This is a genomic window from Bacillus sp. N6 (genome assembly GCF_052805735.1).
The window spans coordinates 3,192,642-3,214,551 of record NZ_CM127843.1 but is presented as its reverse complement, the minus strand read 5'-3'; the positions used below and the strand labels follow the sequence as shown (position 1 = coordinate 3,214,551).

The window sequence follows — 21,910 nt, the reverse complement described above, 5'->3', positions numbered from 1 at the left end:
TTTTTTATTGTGAATATTCGTACACGCATTTGAAAAAACAGTTTATAATGAAAAGTGGAAGCGTGAGAAGGAGAGGGACAAAGGATGTCAATGCGTTTTACATTTTGGATTATGGTTGGGATTGTAGCAATTTCTGGTTTATCACAAGGAATGCTCTTACCTGCCATTGCAATGATTTTTGAACAAGAAGGGGTTAGTTCAAGTATTAACGGTATTCATGCGACGGCATTGTACATCGGGATATTAGTTATTTCGCCGTTTCTTGAAAAACCGATGCAAAGGTTTGGAATGAAGCCAATTATTGTTATAGGTGGTTTTCTCGTTATTATTTCATTATTCTTTTTTACACAAACATTTTCGTTTTGGGTATGGTTTATCCTTAGATTTCTAGTTGGAGTTGGAGATCATATGCTTCATGTCGGAACACAAACGTGGATCACGACAACATCAGATCCAAGTAAAATAGGGAGACAAGTATCGATATACGGTGTATTCTTCGGAATTGGTTTTGCTGTTGGTCCGTATTTAGCAAGCACTGTGCAGTACGGTCTTGCAACACCATTTATTATATCTACTATACTTTGTTTAATAGGTTGGCTTTTACTACTTCCAACAAAAAATGCATTCCCAGCGCAAGATGAAAGAGAAGTGAAGAGTGAATCATCATTTTCTCGTTATAAACAAGTTGTTGGATTAGGGTGGATTGCGTTACTAGGACCACTTGCATACGGTGTACTTGAGGCCATGTTAAATAGTAACTTACCAGTATACGCACTTCGTAAAGGGTGGTCTGTTTCAGATGTATCCTTCTTATTACCAGCATTTGCAGTTGGGGGTATTATTACACAGATTCCACTCGGTATATTGAGTGATAAATACGGAAGGGATCGTATATTAACGTGGACGTTTAGCATAAGTACGGGCATTTTTCTACTTGCCGCCGTATTTGATCAATATTACTGGATCGTCTTTGCCTGCATGCTTTTAGCGGGTATGGTTATTGGATCGTGTTTCTCTTTAGGGCTTGGATTTATGACTGATTTATTACCGAGACACTTACTACCGGCAGGTAATATATTATCCGGAATCGCTTTTAGTTTAGGAAGTATTATGGGGCCTGTATTAGGCGGCGTATTTATAGAAAAAATACAGTATACAAGCTTTTTTATTGCGGTTATGATTATAATGGGAATTCTAGCAATGTTATACATGGTCTACATGAAGAATCAATTCGCATCAAGAAAAATAGAAAGTAGGTTAGGGCATGACAAAACAACCTAATAAAAAGAAATTTGAAGTACTTGAAAATGAAACAATTACAGACTGCTTAGCACGTATGGAACAAGAAGGCTACGCTCCGTCTCGTCGTATGGAAGAGCCGATCTTTCATGAAGTAAAGAAAGACGGCAAAACAGTAGTTGAGCCGTGCGGTAGGAAGATTGTTTTTGAAGGGAAATTGAAGTAATCCAATAACAAATTCTCTTTATCGTATAGAGCCATCCAATAGCTGGGTGGCTTGTTTTTTTATTAATCAATGAAGGAATTAATTAAAATGAATCTCCCTTTCATTTCTCCTAATTGGCTTCTTTATATGGGTCAAAAGATTGCTACTTTTTTCGTATATTGGTAAAATAAGTTCTTGGGTCTTACTTATTGTTATCGGTATAATGTTTGTCGCTTAACGTAAAGAAATTAGTTACAAAGATTCCATAATATTTAAAGGGGGTACAGCAACGATTCCCTCTTTTTGGAGCCACTCACAAACGTAAAGCAAGAGAAGAGGCTATATGAACTATTCTTCTATCTTGTTTAGATTAAACGAGTTACTGCAATTGGAACAGGTATATGAAACTAGTCGACATCCTGATGGATCATGTTTTTCTAGCAATCTATCAATTCTGATGGAATTGATAGATTGCTAGAGAATGGAAAATGATTATCTGTATATTCCGAAGCAGATGTAACAGAGTGTCCGTCCATAATTAAGGGTAAAACCAAAATACGTTGTTTTAAAGAATGATTTGTTAGAACTGGTTATAAGTAATAAAACAGAAAAGAGGATCACATGTTAGATACTTTACAGAGAAGTAAAAAGTTTTTTTTATTATGTCTTATTTTTTTAGTGCTTTTAACTGCTTGTGGTAATACAGATGTTAAGACATCTAAAGCTTCATTACCACCGGCTGAATCTAATATAGATACATCATTAAAAGCACCAAATTGGGTAGAGAAGAGTCCTATCCAACAGTCTCCTAATTTTACGGAAGATAAAAAAGTAAAATCGGTTGTGAATTTAATAGCAACGGGTGATAATTTATATCATGACGCAGTAATTAAAGATGGCAAACAAAAAGACGGTTCATATGATTATAACTATATTTATGAAAATATCAAAAAAGCTGTTAAATCAAGTGATCTTGCTATCGTGAACCAGGAGACTCCAATTGCAGGAAATAATCTAAAAGTACAGGGATATCCGACTTTCAATACACCTGAAGAAGTAGGCCAATCTTTAGTGGACACTGGATTCAATATAGTGACTCAAGCGACAAATCATGCTATGGATATGGGTATTAAAGGTGTTGCGAATACAAGAGAATACTGGAAGAAATATCCGGATGTTATCCCAGTAGGCATTAATGAGAGTCAAAACGAGCGTAATGAAATAAAAACGATTACAAAAAATGGTATTCGCTTTGCGTTACTAAATTATACATATGGTACGAATGGAATTAAAATTCCGGCTGATAAGTCTTGGGCTTTAAATTTAATTGATAAAAAAGCGATACAAAATGATGTGGAAAAGGCAAAGAGTAGCTCTGATATGGTGATTGTTATGGTGCATTGGGGAGTAGAATATACATCTACACCTTCAAAGCAACAAAAAGAAGTTGCTCAATATTTAACAGATTTAGGTGTAGATGTAGTAATTGGAAATCATCCACATGTAATTCAACCAATTGAGTGGAAACAAAATAAAGATGGACATGAAACGCTAATCTATTATTCTCTTGGAAATCTTATCTCTGCGCAAGAAAAATTAGAAACATTGGTTGGAGGATTATCTTATGTACAATTTGTTAAGTATGAAGATAAAACTTTTGGTATACGACAAGCGGCAATCGTACCGACAGTAACTGACTACGCTGATGGTAAGAAACAATTTAAAATTCAATTTTTAAAAGATTATTCGGATGAAGGTTCTAAAAAACATGGAATTAAAAAATTTGTCGGCCCCGTTTCTTTGAAGGATTTCAAGGAGATTCCTAGAGACGTGTTGGGAAATTGGTATAAAGACTAATAAACAAAAAGGGAATGAGATACAATTAAAAAATTTATAATTTTAGCATTGGTATTGGCAATGGGATGGAGTCTTGCTGCTTGTAGTGGAAAGCAAACATCTCAGGAAACTACTAATAATAACGATAAAAATAAAAAAGAGATACATGCGAATAAAAAAGATGTTTTACCTATCTCTGATCCTAATGATTGGAGAATTATTCTTGTAAATAGAGAGCATATGTTATCAAAGGAACTAGGAATTGAATTAACAAGTATTACCCAAAATGCTAAGCCGAATATGAAAATAGATAGTAGAATTGCAACTTCCTATCAGGATATGGTAGCAGCTGCAAAAAAAGAGGGAATCAATCTTTATTTAAGATCAGGTTATCGAGCTATAAAATTACAACAAACGTATTATGATGCTTCAGTTAAAAGCTATAAATCTCAAGGTTTGTCGGACAAAGAAGCTAGTGCTAAAGCATTGGAATATCTTCAGTATCCTGGTGCAAGTGAACATCATACTGGATTAGCGTTAGACATTATTTCAGTTGAATGGCAGAATACTGTAGAAGATTTAAATGCAAAATTTGAAACTACCGATGCATTCAAATGGTTAGATAAGAATGCTGCAGAGTATGGATTTACTCTCCGCTATCCAAAAGATAAAGAGAATATTACTGGCATTAAGTATGAGCCATGGCACTATCGTTATGTAGGGAAAGAAGTTGCTGTTTATCTAAAAGAAAAAGGGTTAACTTTAGAAGAATATAACGAAAAAATTAAGTCTGGTAAGTAAAAATACACTTTGATTCTATTAAAAAGTCAGATTTGGAGGGTGTGTTAATCTTCCTCCTAGAATTGCGAAAACAGTGTATGATAATGTAAGCACGTATGAACCAGTTATCGTGTGAAACGATGTATGTATAAAAAAGTTACATTTATAAAAGAAGCAATGAAAAAGGATCTGATATTCATATCAGATCCTTTTTCATTCACAACATAGAATACTTACTTAACTAAGCCTTAAAGACTGCCTGCTTTTCAGGTACTACAATAGTAACCTCGCTTTTTTATTTTGGATGTTCGTTTTTCTTAGCTTGATAGACATGTGGAAGTAGTTCAAACAATGCGATTAGCATTTTTTTGTTTGCATGATTTGTGCACCGGATATTCACTATTGATTTCAGTTCAGTAATAACGAATTCTACAATAGATGACAGAACGTATATTTGGTATAATGGAAATATACTACTTAAAATAATGTACATGAGTTATAAAATCTATGTAAAGAGGTAAGGACTACATAACAATAACTAAATGTAAAAGTTCTAGTACATATAGGGTTCAGTTCATGTTAAGCAAATTCGTTATGAGAAAGGAAAAGATGTAATGAATCAAATTTCATTTGAAGATTTATTTGAAGACGAAAAAGAAGATAAAAAAGAAAAGGTAGAGGTAGCCGAAATACCTGCACCTTTATCAGCATTGCAAAAAGATATATTGGAATTAATGGATTCTGAAGAAATAAGTGCACTGGAGTTATGCGAACAATTAATACGATCTGGTAAAATATCAGATGAAAGATTTACAACGAATAAGCCAAAAGCATATGGACAAGTATGCTTAGCATTGGAAGGTTTTGTTACAGAAGGAAAGCTTACTTTTGTTAAAAACGATGAGAAAAGAGATAGGGTGTATAAAGTGAAAGAAGAAATTTCTAACATATAAGTTGTAAAGAGGGAAATGAATGATTTTTAGGGAGGTAGTTCATTTTCTACTTCTACATTAAAAAAGGTGCCAATCTTTCTTGATTGACACCTTTTTTAATAATCTAACATCTAACGTATTTACGTTTGAAACCAACTCTTCCTCTATTGACTTCTTTCTGAATACTTTCGGAAGCATTTAACAAACTGCTTTTTTTATTATCACGTTTTACTTCAACTATACCAACTTCTTTTGCAGTCTCGACTGCTTTTTCGTGTAGTGGCACATATGAAATTGCTACAGTATTTATAAAATTATTCATAGCAGATTTTGTTCGTTCTGGCGCAGCATGAATTGTATTTTTTACAATTTCAAGCATATCGGAAATTTTGCTTTCGGCAAATTCATTGTCTTTGCGATTTCCTAAAAGCCAGCAGTAGCAACTCCAGCCCGCTGACATTCGTAGCTCATCCCCACTTGCAATCCATTTATCCGCAACGTCTTGGGCGATAGTTGACTCCGATAAAGTTACTGCTACCACATAATCAGATAGCATATAAAAATATGCCCCGTCCATCCAGCGATCAAAATCAGACTCATTCATAGCTTTTGGATCTGCAATAATGCCTGCAAAGTACATAGCATCGTAGTTACCTGTAGCATAAAGTTCCTCAGCTAACTCTTGATTTACTTTTATTTTCTTAGCGATTGGTTTCATAGCACCTGTAGCTACGCCAAAAACCGGCTCGTGTGCACCGTTAGAGATGTATGTTTTTTTCGTTCTTTCCTTACCAAGGGCTTCAAGCTCTTGCATGACTGTTTTAAAATCCATAGCTGTGCACTTCCTTCCTTAATATAAGTAATCATCTAGTGTATATATTTTCAATTCTAATACTAATCGTATGTGAGTAGGATGTCTACTTTCTATAATATTCCCGTATTAATTTTGAAAGCCTAGCTATTCATACTTATGAGGATACTATATTAATGTAAAGGGAGGGACAATACGGATGTAAATAATATTTTATCTTTGGCTCTTTCTCTGTATTATCATGTTATTTTATAATAAGGAAATAAATAGCATTTTAAATTAAGTATGTGAGGTTAGTTATAAATGATAAAGAAATTTACTAGAGTAGTATTAACTATGGTTATGCCAATCAGTCTTATTACAGGTTGTGGAGCTGCTGAAAAAACTGAAGCACAAAAGCCGAAAGGGGTACAAAAGGAGAAAAAGGACTATACGGATTACTCATATGGTAGCAAAGGTATACTAGTAAGCGGAAAAGCGAAAGAACGGCAACAATACGAGATTGGATATATAGATGATAACAAGTTAATTGGGATTGATGAAAATATTGAAGACTGCATTATTTTAGATAATAAAGATGAAGTAGGTCTCATTTGGAAACAAATAGAGCGTGGATCTATTATTGAAGTGCAATACGGTAAGGATCGCAATGATATTGTAGGCGTGCAATTCGTAGGAGATCGTGAGCCATACGAAATTAGTGATAAGTTTGATCGAAATACGATAAACGAAATTGTCGGACAAGTTAAAGGTAATTTGTAATAGTATATAATGTGAAAGAAATAGCATTTACTATAGCTATTAAAGTGTGGATCGTTGAAAATGCTTTTGACGGTATTGGTAATTAGTTGTAAAATAATTTTTGTTGACGGATTTTGTAAAAAGTATGTTAGATGAAATTCATTTGTAGGGATGACATATAAATATTTTCTTAATGGGCATAAAATAATATAATTTAAATATATAAATAAAAAGAAAATATATTAGGAGTACATAGTAGATTCGTATTTTTAAAATTAATATGACAACAAAAGGAGGTTGAGATATATACACGGCGAAAATGTGTGTATATCTATTTATAATAATGAATAAGACAATCAAACAACAAGTAATCGCACTATCAACAAGTCTAGTGATTTTAGGGAGTGTACCTTTATCAGCATCAGCAGAAGAGATAAACAAATCTCAAACTGATCAACTAAATATTGCCCAAGGAGAACATGGAACGAGCGGATTAAATTATTCTAATTTCAAGTTGGAAGTTCCTGATCATGTACAAGTTAACGAAGCAGAAGTATCTGAAAATGAAAAAATGCTTTTAGAAGAATATAAGCATAAACATGATGAAACAGAAGAATTAAACAAAATGAAAGATGCAAAGAAGGGGCAAGTAGCAGAAAAGGAAGCTATTTCAAATATTGAAAAGGCATTTGAATCTGTAGATGGTCGAAATGATGGATCTGATCGTCAAATGAAACCTGTTGCAAAGCCAAGAGGTATTCAATATAGTGCACCGAGTACGAAGAAATATGGAACACTTGCAGGAGTTCCATTTGTAGAGTGGATTGTTCCAGCAGGAAACTCTGATATTCGTCCTGCAAATCCGATGAAAGCACGTTACATTACAATCCATGAGACGGCAAATACGGCCGCTGGTGCTAATGCTGAAAATCATGCGAAATATTTGTATAAACAAGCAACAGAGGGGACGTTCCGAACAGCTTCATGGCATTTTACAGTAGACGATAAACAAATCTATCAGCACTTACCAACAAATGAAAACGGTTGGCATGCAGGAGATGGAGATGGATCAGGAAACAGGGAGTCTATCGGTATCGAGATTGCGGTTAACCAAGACGGTGATTACAATAAAGCTTTAGAAAACGCAAAACGACTTGCAGGTTATTTAATGAACAAAGAAGGAATTGGTGCAGATCATATTTACAAGCATCAACAATGGAGCGGGAAAAAATGTCCTGACATTTTAATTTCACGTGGTAATTGGGCTGGTTTCGTACAAGGAATTCAATGGTATGCAAATATAAATGCGCAGATTGATACGCCTTTACAAGATAAAAATGAATCATTTGATCCAAATGAAAATAATCCAGCTGAACCTAGCATGGAACTAGTGGTAAATGGTAGTGGCATCAATGTACGTAGTGATGCGGGTATTGAACATCGTGTTGTACGTAAAGCTTCAAACGGAGATCGTTACAAAGTATTAGCGGTTAAAAATGGTTGGTATAAAGTAGGTAATGGAGAATGGATTTTCTATGACCCAAGTTGGATTAAAATTAACTACAATGTACCTAAGGAAGAAGTACAAAAGCCTAAGGAAGAAGTACAAAAACCTAAGGAAGAAGTACAAAAACCAAAAGATGATATTACAGGTGGCTGGTTTGAAGGGCATATTCGTAAATTAAACAGTCTAGGTATTATGCAAGGCGAAGGCAATGGTGTATTTGCGCCATATCGAAATGTAACGAGAGCCGAGTTTGCGAAATTAATCTCGAATGCTCTTAAACTACCAGAGGGAAATAAATCATTTGTAGATATTAATGAGGCACATCCATCACTTCATGACGGTATTAAACGTTGTGCAAGTGCAGGAATTATTAATGGTCGTGGTGAAGGGATTTTTGATCCTAACTCACCAATTACTCGTGAAGAAGTATCTATTATGATTGACAAAGCATTACGATACAAAGGAATTACAGGTGAGTTAGTAGCATTACCATTTACAGATAAGCATTTAATAACATACAAAGAATCGGTTCAACGATTATACAGTCTAAAGGTAGTTAATGGTATTGGAAATAATGAGTTTGATCCTCGAGGCACAGCAACTCGTGGACAGGCAGCTGCCTTTATTGTGAAGATGTTAGATTCAATGCAAAAATAAAATAAAACTTTAATCAGTGGGGCCACTCGCGTTGCAATCGAGCAGTTTATTCACCGAATTTTGAAATGAGAGTTTTACTGCCTGCAAATAGCAGAATAAATTGTATGTAGAAGCTGACATTGGTAGAAGTAAAAAATAAGAAGAATTTGAAAGGAGCTATCCAAAATAATAATTTGGAATAGCTCCTATTTAGTAGGAAGAACAAATTGTATTTCATAGATTGTAATGCAGAATGCCCTTCCAAGCCCCTCATAAGCCCCTACCAAGTAATAAATCACTCAGAAAAAACAAAAACAAACACAAAAACAACTACAAGAACAAAACAAGCACGAAAAAATGAAACCGGCGTTGTAGTAGTAAAAAAAATTGTAATTCGAATGCCAAAACCATTCCCGCATTCCTATTTTTATAATGAAGGATTAAAATCTTCTTATTTACTAGCAAAGAGTGGAGGGAAACATATGGCGGTATACCGTAATGTGCAGGTGAACTTTTGGCAAGATGAATTCATATTAGATTTAACGCCAGAGGAGCGTTATTTTTACATATATTTGTTAACTGGTACGAAAACGAAGCAATGTGGTATTTACATATTACCGAAGCGTGTGGCAGAGCTTGAAACAGGTTATAGTATGGAGACTGTTGAGAAGTTGCTAAACAGGTTTGTTGAGTATGGAAAGATTTTATATGATACGGAAACGAAAGAGGTATTCATAATAAACTGGTTACACTATAACCCTATTTCAAATACGAATGTAGAAAAGTGCGTATTACGTGAGTTAAAGACTGTAAAAAGTAATGAGTTCATACATATCTTTTTACGTAAATGCCTTGAAGAAGAATACACGATTCCATTATTATTGCAGCATTTTGGTATGCCAAAAGAAGAGGATAATAGTAGTTCACAAGTAGTTATTGAAGAGAAAGAAGAAGCGGAAGAGGTAGAACGTATAGAAGAGGACGTTCCAAATAGTGAAGTTTATAAGTTTTATGAACAAAATATTAGTAGTTTATCCCCATATATTGTGAAAGAATTGAAGAATTGGATACAAAGACTTTCTGGAGAGAAAGTGTTAGAGGCACTTAAAATTGCGTTTGAAAATAATAAGAAAACGTTAGCTTATGTGAAGGGGATTTTGAGGAATTGGTGTAGCAAAAAGTTAAAGGATTTTAGTGGGGAGAAGTGTGTAATGGGAAGTTTAGAGAGAAGGAAATGTATGTTGAGTAGTGTATTTTAATTTACATTAATTTAATGTAGAATATACGTTCGTTTTTGTGGGTTTTATGCTATACTACCATTAAATAAGGGTATTTTTATAATAGATAAAAAGATGCGGGGGGTACAAAGTTTGACTACTAGTACATCTGAGTTGTTTCAATATATTAATATGACAGAAGAACAGGAACAATTATCACTACGATATTTACAGACAAAAGAAGAAGAGATTTTAAAAGATATTGAACTAACGACGATTCGTGATCAAAAAAGAAGCGATTTTGCGGAGCGATTTATAAACGATTTTAGGAAAGTACATAAACAAGATCCGGGTTTCTTTCGGTTATTTTATCATATACTCGAGGAGCAATTATTAAATGTTCTTGTAGTCCGTTTTGCGCATGTCAGTTTTTCTAAAATGAAGGTTTATTTAGAAAAAAGTGCACTACCTTTGGACAAACTTGTAGCAATTGCATGTAGGTATTTATCTAGTATTTCAAGTTACGTCAATGAAGCAGATGTTTTTCTTAGAGAGTTAACAAAAGAGAAACCGAACTATATAGAGGAACAATTACATACTTTACCAACTAAACAGCAATTAACATTACTTCTCGTAATGTTTGATGTAGAGTATGAAAAGTTTCGTACATATAGTTCTTTATTGAATGAGAGGTTAGAAGAACATACAGAATTTATATTGAAACTGCTAGGGGAAAAGGAAAAGGTTGAAGCAGTTAAACGGTATTTAAAAGGTGAAGATGATAGTGAAGTATTTATAGGTGGGAATTTACCGGAACATATTTGGCGGCTATTATTTTGTGTTCATAAACATTCGAATGTTGCGAGGCGATATATTGAAATATTGGCGAAGAAAAATGTTTGGGGTTTTATAAACTATGCAACACGTTATATGTGTCACACTCTTGGTCAGTCTCAAAACCACAAAAAAACTGGTAGTGTAAATAGAGAAACGTATGAAGAAATTCAAAGTTTTTGTACACAGTTTTGGATTTCTAAGGAAAGATTTTTTGCGCATCGTCTAAGGCAACATGATTTGAATAGTGAGGATTTTTGTAAGACGTATGAATATGAATTGCTATGCTTTATGTTGGAGGAAAATCCTGAATTTATTCAACAAACTTTGCAATATGTAAGTAAAATGAATTATCTCATCATCGCACGAACGCTAGCCGAAAAAGGATATGAGCTAAATAGAGGGAAAATGCGAGAAGAATTTTTTGTTGCTGCTTTGCAAATTAAATTGTCTACATTGCGGGATACATATTGTGATTATTTACTAGGGAAGTTGTCACTTGAGGATATAAAGCAAATACTTAAAAATCAGAAATATAGAAGTATGTATTGGGGTATGCCGGTGTTAGAGGTTGCGCTTCTTTGGGATATAGATGATGTAGCGAAAAGGGAAGCTGTACTTACACTACAGTTTGGAGATGATGATAGTGTTAATTTATACGAACTTCTTTACGAATGTTCTGTCAGAGGAGTAGAGCCGAAACAAGTATTAGAAGATCTGCTTTCGTATGGGTTAAGTAAGGAAAAACTTATCGCTTATGCAGTTGAAGAAGCTGCATGCTACAGTGAAGAGAGAAATAAGGCGAAGGAAGCGCTTGTTTGTGTAATTGTAAAAGAACAAGCATATATAATTGAACGGTTTGATGAGTATTCTGCTATGGCAAAAGCATATATTTTAGAAGAGTTAGCAAAGGATAACATGGTTAAAATGCGTCCGATTTTAATTAAAAGCTTAGGAGATTCATCTAAAAAAATGCGTGAGTCTGTAGTTAAACTGCTTTCAAAAGATGTAGAAGCTGCAGCAGATGTAGCAGTTGAACTTCATAATAAAAAGAAGATTGTTCGTGAAAATGTGATGAAAATACTAATAGAGTATAAGCTTGAAAAATATACGAAACTTGTACAGGAAGCTTTGCAAGAAAGTAAAAATGAATCTTTCGCAGGAAAATTCTCGTTTTTATTTCAAACGGAGGAAGAAAAGCTCGAAGAAATATGCGCACGTATTTTAACGGAACAAACCAGAAATTCACTTCTGCAATTGATTGGGGATGAGCCACAAATCCGTTTACGTGACTCTAATGAAATTGCTGATGCTGCAATTCCGTTAGCCTATTTACAACAGTATATCTCAGATGCTGTTATTGAGAAGAAAGAAACGGCAGAAGTAATTGGTAGAGCTTTAAATGAAGAGGACTTAAAAGAATATGTGCAAACGATATATCAAATATGGATTTCTCAAGACGCAGATGTGAAGAAGCGTGGAATTCTTTCGTTATACGGAATGTATAGTGACGACCAAATGGTCGACATACTTATAAAGCAAATTGATGAATGGGTGCTTCAAATGAGAGGAAAGATAGCAGCGGATGCCGTTCGTGCTTTAGGTTTGTCTTCATCTAAGTTTGCACTTATGTCTATTCATGCAATAGCATTTAAATATAAACATAAGCAAGTACGTAATGCAGCAAAAGAAGCGCTAAGTCTTGCTGCGAAAACACGTGGTATAACAGAGGAAGAGCTGGAAGATCAATTGGTGCCAGACCTTGGCTTTACTATACATGGTGAAAAGATAATTGATTTCGGGAATCGAAGTTTTACTGTCATTTTAACTACAGAGTCAAAAATTGAATTAGAGACAGAGGAAGGAAAACGTATGAAGTCACTTCCAAAGCCGAATGCAAAAGATGATGTAGAAAAGGCTGAAGAGGCTAAAAAAGAATTAGCCTCTTTAAAGAAGGAACTCCGAACTACTCTTTCAATGCAAAAACAACGATTAGAAGCGGCACTTTCGTTAAAGCGTTATTGGTCACATAATGCATGGAAGTCTGTATTTATGGATAATCCAATTATGAAGCAATTTTCTATTTCACTCATTTGGGGTGAGTATAAGGAAGGGAAGTTGCTGAACGCATTCCGTTATGCAGAAGGTGGCGTGTTCTGTACAATTGACGGGAAGAGTTATGAACTTTCATTTGGCACTGTTATTGGTTTCGTTCATCCGTTAGAATTGTCTGGGGCGGAGAAGGAATTATGGAAAGAGCAATTAGAAAGTGCGGGAATTGTTCAGCCGTTCCTACAAATTGAGCGTCCAGTGTTTGTAGTAGAAGAGAATGATGAGAGTGCTATTGAGAGATTTGGTGGTATTTTACTAAATGGTCGTTCGTTATTCGGTAAGATGACGAAGCTTGGATGGATCCGTGGATCTGTTCAAGATGGCGGTGTGTATTATACGTTTTATAAAGAAGATACTCGTACTGGATTAGGGGCAGAGCTTTCATTTAGCGGAGCGCCGATTGGTTATGAAGATGAAGAAGATGTATGTGTATTTGACATTCAATTTTATAAAGCAGGTACAGTGAAGCGTGGTTCATATGAATACGATGAGATTGATGATGAAAGACGCATTGTACCAAAAGAAGTAGATAAACGCTTCTTTAGTGAAATGTTATATGATGTCCAAGTAGCGACAGATTCAAATCTTGGGCATAATGAAAGTTGGCGTAGCGAACGATAAGAAAAACCCCCTTCATTGGTAGGAAAATGAAGGGGGTTTTTCAATGTCTTTAAAAGGTTCTTTCTCAAAAAGAAGCGAATAGTGTGAGAAAGGGGTGGTTATATGGAAGTCGTTATAAAGAAGAAACGAAAAAGGGGAAAAAGAATTTTTATTTGGGCTAGTAGTATCGTTCTTTTGTTAGTTATTTCCGCTGCGATTTTTTTGAACATATATACGCTGAAATCTATGCCAAAGATAGATGGAACGATAAAGCTAGAGGATTTACAACACGCTGTTACGGTGAAGCGGGATAGTAAAGGTGTCCCGCATATTAAATCGGAAAATGCACATGATTTATATTTTTCACAAGGATATGTACAAGCGCAAGATCGGTTGTTTCAAATGGATTTAAGTAGAAGACAAGCTTCTGGTATGTTAAGTGAAGTTGTTGGGGAAGCAGCTGTTGACCGAGATAAATTGTTTCGAACACTCGGTTTACGGCGAGCGGCCGAAGCTTCAGTTAGTCAATATAATGGAGAAGCGAAAGATGCCCTGCAGTCATTTGCTGATGGGGTGAACGCTTTTATACGTGAGGCGAAAAAGGAAAAGAAATTACCAGTTGAGTTTACTATATTAGGTTATGAACCTGCTGAGTGGTCAATTGTTGATACTTTAACGATTGGGAAGTATATGGCGTTTGACTTAGGAGGACATTGGCACGGACAGGCATTTCGATATTGGGCGCTGAAAAATCTTCCGAAAGAGCAAGCGAATGAGCTATTTCCTGCATATCCGAAAGATGCTCCTAGATTGCTAGCTGAACTGAAAAATACAAATGTGGACGTAGCACAAAGTTTTTCAAAAACGATAATTCCGCCGGAGTTTAACGGTAGTAATAACTGGGTTGTGAGCGGTGAGAAGAGTGCGTCAGGTAAGCCAATTTTAGCAGATGATCCTCATTTATCTCTTGCGACGCCTTCTATTTGGTATCAAACGAGACTTGAAATGAAAGGTTTAAATGTGAGTGGCGTTATTTTCGCTGGAGTACCAGGTGTTATATTAGGCCACAATGACAAAATAGCGTGGGGCGTTACGAATACGGGGCCTGATGTGCAAGATTTATATATTGAGAAGAGAAATCCTAATAATGAAAATGAATTTCTGTATAACGATAAATGGGAGAAAGCTACGGTAGTTGATGAATCGATTAAAGTAAAAGGCGGGAAGACAATTCCTTATAACGTTACGATTACGAGGCATGGGCCAGTAATTTCAGAGTTTGCGGATAAGGGGAAGGAGAAAACGAAAACCGTCTTCTCTTTAAAGTGGACTGCTTTAGAACCGTCAGCTGAGCTAAAAGCTGTATTAAATATGAACAAAGCAAAAGACTGGACGGAGTTTGAAACCGCTCTTCAAGATTTCCATACACCAACGCAAAACTTTGTGTTTGCATCAAACGATGGCACGATTGCTTATAAAGCGAATGGAAATATACCAGTGCGTAAAAAAGGCGATGGTAGCTTGCCTGTTCCAGGATGGACAGATGAATATGAATGGGAAGGATATATTCCATTTGATCAGCTGCCGAAAGTTATAAATCCGAAAGAAGGTTTTATTTCAACTGCGAATAATAAAATTGTTGATGATGATTATCCGTACCATATTAGCAATACGTGGGCACAGCCATATAGGCAAATGCGTATTCAAGAATTTTTGCAAGAGAAGGAAAAGTATACGGTGAAAGATTTAGAAGAGTTACAGATGGATCAAAAGAATTTATACGGGAAAGAGTTTACTCCTATATTTTTAAAAGAGTTAAATAAAGCATCTTTAAATGAGGTAGAGAAAGAAGGTGTAAACCAATTAACAAAGTGGAATTTTTACGATAGTAAAGATGAAGCGGCACCATTAATATTCCATTTATTAATGAAAGAGATTTCAAATACGTTATTTTCAAAAGAAATACCGAAAGATGTAATGGAGTTATTTAAAGGGAAGTCACAAGTTGTGGATGAATTAATCCGGAAACAAGTAGCAGGAGAAAATAGTGCATGGTTTTCTAAGTACGGAGGTTTCACAAAAGTTGTGCATACATCGTACGAGAATGTAATGAAGAAATTGCAGAAGGAATATGGACCCGATGTTGGGGCCTGGAAGTGGGGCGATTATCATCAACTCGCTTTTACACATCCAATTTCGAAATCATCTAGTATGTTAGCGTTACTCGCTTTTAATCGTGAGAAACCAGTTCCAATTGGCGGAAGTCAAGTTACCGTTCAAGCAGCGAGTTACGGCGATAACGGCATTGTAAATCACGGGGCTTCTTGGCGATTTGTTATTGATACGAAAGATATGTCAAACGGTTATCATATCGTAGGGCCAGGACAATCGGGACATTTTAGAAGCGATTGGTATCATGATCAAATAGATGATTGGGTAAGTGGAACGTATCATACGACTACATTGAATACGGAGGGAATAGAGGGGAAGGTGCTAAATTTAGAACCGAAGTGATAGGGTGTTTTTGTTTGTGGAGGGACTAGTAATAATCTTTTTGATAATGAAAGCTTATCATTTAGAACATAACCCAGTGCTTAAATAATTTTAACAGCCAGCCTACTATCATTTAATTTGATAGTAGGCTGTTTCCATCTTCGAAATACGCTGTAGCAACTTCTTCAGGATTACGATTATTTCCACATGCTGCAAGTGCTGTAACAAATAAAGCCATTACAACTATTAACATGATTATTCCAGTTTTGAGGGGAATTAGTTAACAAAGACCAGGTATTATTTGCAACAGAACGGTCCCTCTGTACCCCTTGTTTCGTCATTTTTCTACGCCATCCAACTTGACAAATGTTTTTTTATCAAACTACAATGAAAATCATTATCAATAATATAGGGAGGATACTTTTGTCAATAAATGAAAAACAATATATTTATAGGTTAATAACCAGATCTTGTTAAGTCGTATGTACTATTTTTAGTTTAGCGTTGCCCAGAATGTACACCAATTAATCTCGCGAATTACAAGAAAACTATTATTGAAATGAGGCGTGCATTGTGAAGTTGGACGTGAATGAGTTAGCAGAGTATCTTGCCAATAATCCTTTCCGAGTAGAAGGAGTATATCGTTATGCTAAAAATCCAGGTGTGCCTTGTGCTGAGTCTACAGATTCTTTCCCAGGATTTGTATTTCCACTTACAGGGAAGACGCAATTTCAATTTAATGGTACGCCGTATATCCTTTCCCCAGGAAAAGTTATACATGGGGGTGCAAAAATGACATTAGCCCATAAAATGCTTGGTGAAATAAACTGGGAATATATTCTTGTTTTATATCAGATAAGCAATTCAGAACGAGAAGACTCTTGCTTTACTCATCAGCATTTTGAATTATTAACAGGACAATCTCCTCGTCTTGTCGAATTACTTATGCGTCTTTGGGATGTGTATAATCAGCGTGGAGGCATTTCGATGCTTCAGACCGAAATGCTGTTTCGCGAAGCGTTGAATGAAGCTTTATTAAGTGTTGTCAATAGAGAAAACAACTATGAGTCGCATACTTTATTCGAACGAATATCTAGTTACGTTCGCAAATGCTATTATAAAGATATTACAATACATATGCTTACAGAACAAAATAATGTTAATCGAAATCGTCTTTCTTACGTGTTTAGAAAGTATGCAGGTATGGGGCCAGCAGAATATTTATTGAACTATCGTATAAAGATGGCTCAAAAAATGTTATGTACAAGTGGTGTGCCTGTACAACAAATTGCGCAGGCTGTTGGAATCGCAGACCTTTTTTATTTTAGTAGAGTTTTCAAGAAGCGAGTTGGCATTTCGCCTACTAAATATCGCGAGAAGTTCATCAATAATCCATACTAATGTCAACAGGGGTCCATTCTTATTTGAAAATCACTGTTCTATACTTATGGAGAGTTAAAGGAAACATTGGATTGAAAGAACTTTCATTGAAATCACTCCTTTGTACTATCTGAATGAAAAGTTCTGGCCGGAGCATTTTCTTTTTAAGCGTAATGACGACTTTTTTACTTAGATTATTGTAATATAGTGGAAGTTAAAGATGAGGAGGGATTATTATCCATTACCAACCTATTAAACTAAATGACGAGTTATCTAAAATTAACGATTATTGGTATCCACGAGTGATTGGTGAAATGAATGATGATCAAATTCAGCTTTTTAAAGCTAATGGAGATTTTATATGGCATGAGCATCCTAATACGGATAAGCTATTTATTGTGCTTGAAGGGGAGATGTTCATCGATTTCCGTGATGGACAGGTGAAAATTTCTAAGGGCGAGATGTTTATTGTCCCGAGAGGCGTTGAGCATAAACCTTTCACTGAAAAGGAATCCCACATCATGTTGGTAGAGCCTAAAAGGGAAATGGATTGATAATCGTAAAAAGATAAAAAAGGAGCGGAAATCCGTTCCTTTTTTATTTATCTTACTATTTTTAGGAGCTTAGTATGAGTAAGATGTGAATAAAGGATGAATAGAATTTTTATCAATAAAAATTTATTGGATTTTTTGTGGAATATATATGAAACGTTGTATAAAATAATCAAGAAAGCCAAAAATTATAGGGGGAAAGTTGTGAAGAAAAATAAGAGTTTAATAAGTTTTTTAGGAGTGTTTATTATGTTGTTTTCTTTTTGTTTTCAAGGAAATGTACAGGCAGATGTAAATACTGTTCAATCTGGAAAAATCAAATCAGGAAACGTAACAGTATGGGAAGTTGGAAATGTAGCGAAAGTATTAGCGGATGTGGAGCGCTTAAATTTAAATACAGTAAATGTACCGATTCAAGTAGATATCCCAAATGTGACTTCTACTAACATGGTAATTAATCAAGCGCAAAAGCAACAAGCTATTATTTTAATTCAAGAATTATTAAAGCGTAATATTCAAGTTATAGTGGAACCGTTCCCGTATATTCAGCAGGGGAATGTTGGAGAGACAGAATGGAACCCAAGTAACATTAATGATTTCTTCTGGAATTGGAAGACGGTTATTCTGCAAGATATTTTTAATTCCATTACAAGTAAATACAATGTGTATGGACTGAAGATTGCTTCTAATTTCGTGAATATGGAGTATGCAGAAGGATACTGGAGCGATACAATTGATTTTGTTCGTAATCAGTATAAAGGAAATGTTTTGTATCAAATGAACTGGTGGTTAACAGCAAGCTGGGACCCTTCTTATGAAGCTAAGTTTAAAGAAAAAATCAATCGCCCGTATTTAAAAAAGGTGGATATTGTTAGTATTGATAGTTGGTTTGAAGTTTCAGGAAAAAGGAATCCAACATATGAAGAAGTGAAACAAAGTTTATTTGCGACAACAGTATATAATCGTGGGCAAAATGTTGTTCAGCAATTGGAACAATTACATAATGCAACAGGAAAGCCAGTTTACTTCGGTGGATTTAACGTTCCAGCGCGTGAACTTGGATTACAAAATCCATGGAATCCAGATGTTTCAAATGTGTTTTCGAAAGATGTACAATTAAATGGATGGCGTGCTTACCGAGATGTATTAGAACCGAAACCATATTTTAAAGGTTTTTCAATTTGGTTTATTGGCTCTAATGATAGTACACATGCGTATCAAATACATAGTAAAGAAGCAGAGGCAGTTATTAGCGGGTGGTACCGAAAATAATTTTTATAAAATAGGTAAGTTTTAAAGTTTACTACATATATTTCTAGTGAAAGGCCTTTCACCATCTTATCACCTAGGGGGCAATCATAATGAAATTTTTGTCTTACCTTACAGTAATTTTGGTGATTCTTGGCGGTTTGAATTGGTTATTGGTAGCGTTAGATTACAATGTAGTTGAGAAATGGTTTGGTTCTATGCCGGCGCTTGTGGACACTATTTATTGGCTCATTGGTCTTTCTGCTATTTATCAAATTTTTGATCGGTTCTTTACGAACGACTAGCTATTATTCTTTCATTATTAGAGTGTTAAGTACGATTATGTACTTAACACTTTTTTATATGTCCATAAAAAAGTCTGCACTTGCAAGCGATTCCATCGCGTCTTGCGCCGTAATAATAGAAAACAAATTGACCGTATATTATATTTTAGGTTATAATTCAGAAAGTTTAAAAAAATCAAATGAGAAATAGGGAGGTTATGAGGGTAATGGAGAGAGTCTATAATTTTTCAGCAGGACCATCAATACTCCCTTTGCCAGTTTTAGAGAAAGTGCAAAAGGAGCTTTTAAATTATAACGGGACAGGCATGTCTATTATGGAAATGAGTCATCGATCTTCTTATTTTCAAAGTATTATAGAGGAAGCGAGTAACTTAATTCGTGAATTAATGAGCATCCCTGATGAGTATGAAGTTTTATTTTTACAAGGCGGTGCGTCATTACAATTCTCTATGATACCACTGAACTTAATGAATACGTATAAAAAAGCTGGATACGTACTAACTGGCTCATGGTCTAAAAAGGCACTACAAGAAGCCGAAAAAGTTGGGGAAGTACAAGTGATTGCTTCTTCCGAGCAAGAGAAGTTTACTACGATTCCTAAACTGGACGGTTTATTAAGTGATGAAAAACTAGATTATGTACATATTACAACGAATAATACAATTGAAGGGACAAAATATGTGGAAATTCCACATGTAGAAAGAGTGCCGCTCGTTGCGGATATGTCCTCAAATATTTTATCAGAGAGATATGATGTTTCGAAGTTTGGTCTTATATATGCGGGGGCGCAAAAGAATTTAGGACCTGCGGGCTTAACGATTGCTATTATAAAAAGAGATTTAATTGGGGGAGCAGATCGCTCTTGTCCGACAATGTTAAATTATGAAACTTACAGTAAAAATAACTCCTTATATAATACACCGCCATCCTTTAGTATTTACGTAACAAAACTTGTACTAGAGTGGTTGAAAGAGCAAGGCGGAGTATCTGCGATTGAAGAACAAAATAGAATGAAATCTTCACTTCTTTATCATTTTTTAGATGAATCTAAATTGTTTACTTCACCAGTTGATCCTGCGTATCGATCACTTATGAACATTCCATTTACAACACCGTCAGAAGAACTTAACAATGAGTTTTTACAAAAGGCGAAGGAACGCGGTTTCGTTACGCTAAAAGGACATCGCTCAGTCGGCGGTATGCGTGCAAGTATTTACAATGCGATGCCAGTGGAAGGTGTAAAACAATTAGTAGATTATATGAAGGAATTTGAGCTTGAGAATAGATAGGGAGATGGGAATATGTTTCGTGTTCAAACGTTAAATCAAATTGCAGAAAAAGGTTTACAAGTTTTTACTGAAGAACGTTATGAAGTAGGGGATAAAATCAATCACCCAGATGGGATTTTGCTTCGTAGCTACTCTTTACATCAAGAAGAGTTTTCAAAAGACTTAAAGGCGATTGCAAGAGCTGGCGCTGGTGTAAATAATATTCCTGTCGAGCGATGTACAGAAAAAGGAATTGTAGTATTTAACACGCCGGGGGCAAATGCAAACGCCGTAAAGGAACTCATTATTGCCAGTCTTATTATGTCTTCACGTAACATTATTAATGGTGTAAGTTGGACGAAAAACTTAGAAGGTGAAGAAGTACCACAGCTTGTTGAATCAGGAAAAAAACAATTTGTTGGATCAGAAATTGCAGGGAAACGTCTAGGTGTTATCGGACTTGGCGCAATCGGTGCTTTAGTTGCGAACGATGCGTTAGCGTTAGGGATGGATGTTATCGGATATGATCCTTATATTTCAGTTGAAACAGCTTGGCGTCTTTCTACACATGTGCAAAGAGCGTTTAGCCTTGATGAAATTTTTGCAACGTGTGATTATATTACACTGCATATTCCTCTTACGAATCAAACGAAGGGGATTATTGGGGAACATGCTGTAGAGAAGATGAAAAGAGGGATGCGTCTATTTAATTTCTCTAGAGGAGAACTTGTAGATGAAAAGGTTCTTCAAAAAGCATTAGAAGAAGATATTATTACACATTACGTAACGGACTTCCCGAATGAAAATGTAATAAAGATGAAAAATGTAACAGCGACGCCTCACCTTGGTGCATCTACGTCTGAATCAGAAGAAAATTGTGCAGTAATGGCAGCACGTCAATTACGTGAATATTTAGAGACAGGAAATATTCGTAATTCAGTAAACTATCCAAACGTCGAGCTTCCGTATATCGGAAAGAAACGTATTACAATTATGCATCAAAACGTTCCAAACATGGTAGGACAAATTACAGGATGTTTAGCAGAACATCATATAAATATTGCTGATATGATTAATCGTAGTAAACATTCTTGGGCATACACAATGATTGATATCGATAACGGAATTGATGATATAATAAAAGAGAATATTGTAGAAAATATAAGCAAAATTACAGGTGTTGTAGCCGTTCGAATGATTGTGTAAAGGAGAGAG

At 35.3% G+C, this 21,910-nt stretch carries 17 protein-coding genes; 16 read left to right on the top strand and 1 reads right to left on the bottom strand.

Annotated features, from left to right (window positions below; all coding sequences use genetic code 11):
• Positions 1 to 84 precede the first annotated feature (84 nt).
• From ACUXVC_RS16520 to ACUXVC_RS16500, 5 genes are all read left to right on the top strand, one after another.
• On the top strand, positions 85 to 1,281 hold the full coding sequence (locus ACUXVC_RS16520) for an MFS transporter (protein WP_000062798.1): 1,197 nt from the start codon (positions 85 to 87) through the stop codon (positions 1,279 to 1,281).
• The gene (locus ACUXVC_RS16515; RefSeq protein WP_000166303.1) at positions 1,265 to 1,465 is read left to right on the top strand and encodes an NETI motif-containing protein; all 201 of its coding nucleotides are present in this window, start codon (positions 1,265 to 1,267) and stop codon (positions 1,463 to 1,465) included. Before ACUXVC_RS16520 ends, ACUXVC_RS16515 begins: the two co-directional genes overlap by 17 nt.
• A gap of 600 nt (positions 1,466 to 2,065) precedes the next feature.
• Entirely contained in the window at positions 2,066 to 3,301 is a 1,236-nt protein-coding gene (locus ACUXVC_RS16510) for a CapA family protein (protein WP_446025760.1), read from the top strand.
• 48 nt (positions 3,302 to 3,349) lie between these two features.
• Entirely contained in the window at positions 3,350 to 4,081 is a 732-nt protein-coding gene (locus ACUXVC_RS16505) for a M15 family metallopeptidase (RefSeq protein WP_000241993.1), read from the top strand.
• A 593-nt stretch (positions 4,082 to 4,674) separates the two neighbouring features.
• A complete protein-coding gene (locus ACUXVC_RS16500; RefSeq protein WP_001071898.1) occupies positions 4,675 to 5,013 on the top strand; it encodes a DUF3895 domain-containing protein in 339 nt (112 codons plus the stop codon).
• A gap of 103 nt (positions 5,014 to 5,116) precedes the next feature.
• Here the strand turns inward: ACUXVC_RS16500 and ACUXVC_RS16495 are convergent, their stop codons facing one another.
• Positions 5,117 to 5,824 (bottom strand): DNA alkylation repair protein, encoded by a 708-nt coding sequence (locus ACUXVC_RS16495; protein ID WP_446025759.1) that lies wholly within the window; start codon positions 5,822 to 5,824, stop codon positions 5,117 to 5,119.
• Positions 5,825 to 6,106: 282 nt separating this feature from the next.
• Between ACUXVC_RS16495 and ACUXVC_RS16490 the strand changes: the two genes are divergently transcribed.
• The 11 genes from ACUXVC_RS16490 to ACUXVC_RS16440 all read left to right on the top strand — a co-directional run bounded on the left by ACUXVC_RS16490 (position 6,107) and on the right by ACUXVC_RS16440 (position 21,901).
• The gene (locus ACUXVC_RS16490; RefSeq protein WP_000591650.1) at positions 6,107 to 6,565 is read left to right on the top strand and encodes a hypothetical protein; all 459 of its coding nucleotides are present in this window, start codon (positions 6,107 to 6,109) and stop codon (positions 6,563 to 6,565) included.
• A 322-nt stretch (positions 6,566 to 6,887) separates the two neighbouring features.
• Positions 6,888 to 8,708 carry an S-layer homology domain-containing protein gene (locus ACUXVC_RS16485; protein WP_095691544.1) on the top strand — a complete coding sequence of 607 codons (1,821 nt, stop codon included), beginning with the start codon at positions 6,888 to 6,890 and terminating at the stop codon, positions 8,706 to 8,708.
• Positions 8,709 to 9,169: 461 nt separating this feature from the next.
• Complete coding sequence (locus ACUXVC_RS16480) at positions 9,170 to 9,946, top strand: DnaD domain-containing protein (RefSeq protein WP_098126809.1); 777 nt, start codon at positions 9,170 to 9,172, stop codon at positions 9,944 to 9,946.
• Between the two features lie 111 nt (positions 9,947 to 10,057).
• Positions 10,058 to 13,471: a DUF4132 domain-containing protein gene (locus ACUXVC_RS16475; RefSeq protein WP_095690510.1), complete on the top strand. Its 3,414-nt coding sequence runs from the start codon at positions 10,058 to 10,060 to the stop codon at positions 13,469 to 13,471.
• A gap of 102 nt (positions 13,472 to 13,573) precedes the next feature.
• Positions 13,574 to 15,964, top strand: a complete 2,391-nt coding sequence (locus ACUXVC_RS16470; RefSeq protein WP_095690511.1) for a penicillin acylase family protein — start codon at positions 13,574 to 13,576, stop codon at positions 15,962 to 15,964.
• A gap of 552 nt (positions 15,965 to 16,516) precedes the next feature.
• Complete coding sequence (locus ACUXVC_RS16465; RefSeq protein ID WP_446025758.1) at positions 16,517 to 17,344, top strand: helix-turn-helix transcriptional regulator; 828 nt, start codon at positions 16,517 to 16,519, stop codon at positions 17,342 to 17,344.
• A gap of 293 nt (positions 17,345 to 17,637) precedes the next feature.
• Positions 17,638 to 17,877: a cupin domain-containing protein gene (locus tag ACUXVC_RS16460; RefSeq protein WP_000997182.1), complete on the top strand. Its 240-nt coding sequence runs from the start codon at positions 17,638 to 17,640 to the stop codon at positions 17,875 to 17,877.
• Positions 17,878 to 18,078: 201 nt separating this feature from the next.
• The gene (locus ACUXVC_RS16455; RefSeq protein WP_049108450.1) at positions 18,079 to 19,146 is read left to right on the top strand and encodes a glycoside hydrolase family 113; all 1,068 of its coding nucleotides are present in this window, start codon (positions 18,079 to 18,081) and stop codon (positions 19,144 to 19,146) included.
• 89 nt (positions 19,147 to 19,235) lie between these two features.
• Positions 19,236 to 19,427 (top strand): DUF378 domain-containing protein, encoded by a 192-nt coding sequence (locus ACUXVC_RS16450; protein ID WP_000670805.1) that lies wholly within the window; start codon positions 19,236 to 19,238, stop codon positions 19,425 to 19,427.
• Between the two features lie 206 nt (positions 19,428 to 19,633).
• Positions 19,634 to 20,716: a 3-phosphoserine/phosphohydroxythreonine transaminase gene (serC, locus tag ACUXVC_RS16445; RefSeq protein ID WP_098126796.1), complete on the top strand. Its 1,083-nt coding sequence runs from the start codon at positions 19,634 to 19,636 to the stop codon at positions 20,714 to 20,716.
• A gap of 12 nt (positions 20,717 to 20,728) precedes the next feature.
• Complete coding sequence (locus tag ACUXVC_RS16440) at positions 20,729 to 21,901, top strand: 3-phosphoglycerate dehydrogenase family protein (RefSeq protein WP_000490222.1); 1,173 nt, start codon at positions 20,729 to 20,731, stop codon at positions 21,899 to 21,901.
• Positions 21,902 to 21,910: the final 9 nt, after the last annotated feature.

Bases quoted from the DNA above. Each gene is read 5' to 3' on its own strand.
- ACUXVC_RS16440 (WP_000490222.1), top strand. From the start codon at position 20,729: ATGTTTCGTGTTCAAACGTTAAATCAAATTGCAGAAAAAGGTTTACAA.
- ACUXVC_RS16485 (WP_095691544.1), top strand. From the start codon at position 6,888: ATGAATAAGACAATCAAACAACAAGTAATCGCACTATCAACAAGTCTA.
- ACUXVC_RS16515 (WP_000166303.1), top strand. From the start codon at position 1,265: ATGACAAAACAACCTAATAAAAAGAAATTTGAAGTACTTGAAAATGAA.
- ACUXVC_RS16450 (WP_000670805.1), top strand. From the start codon at position 19,236: ATGAAATTTTTGTCTTACCTTACAGTAATTTTGGTGATTCTTGGCGGT.
- ACUXVC_RS16500 (WP_001071898.1), top strand. From the start codon at position 4,675: ATGAATCAAATTTCATTTGAAGATTTATTTGAAGACGAAAAAGAAGAT.
- ACUXVC_RS16495 (WP_446025759.1), bottom strand. From the start codon at position 5,824: ATGGATTTTAAAACAGTCATGCAAGAGCTTGAAGCCCTTGGTAAGGAA.
- ACUXVC_RS16460 (WP_000997182.1), top strand. From the start codon at position 17,638: ATGAATGATGATCAAATTCAGCTTTTTAAAGCTAATGGAGATTTTATA.
- ACUXVC_RS16520 (WP_000062798.1), top strand. From the start codon at position 85: ATGTCAATGCGTTTTACATTTTGGATTATGGTTGGGATTGTAGCAATT.
- serC (WP_098126796.1), top strand. From the start codon at position 19,634: ATGGAGAGAGTCTATAATTTTTCAGCAGGACCATCAATACTCCCTTTG.
- ACUXVC_RS16480 (WP_098126809.1), top strand. From the start codon at position 9,170: ATGGCGGTATACCGTAATGTGCAGGTGAACTTTTGGCAAGATGAATTC.
- ACUXVC_RS16490 (WP_000591650.1), top strand. From the start codon at position 6,107: ATGATAAAGAAATTTACTAGAGTAGTATTAACTATGGTTATGCCAATC.
- ACUXVC_RS16470 (WP_095690511.1), top strand. From the start codon at position 13,574: ATGGAAGTCGTTATAAAGAAGAAACGAAAAAGGGGAAAAAGAATTTTT.
- ACUXVC_RS16510 (WP_446025760.1), top strand. From the start codon at position 2,066: ATGTTAGATACTTTACAGAGAAGTAAAAAGTTTTTTTTATTATGTCTT.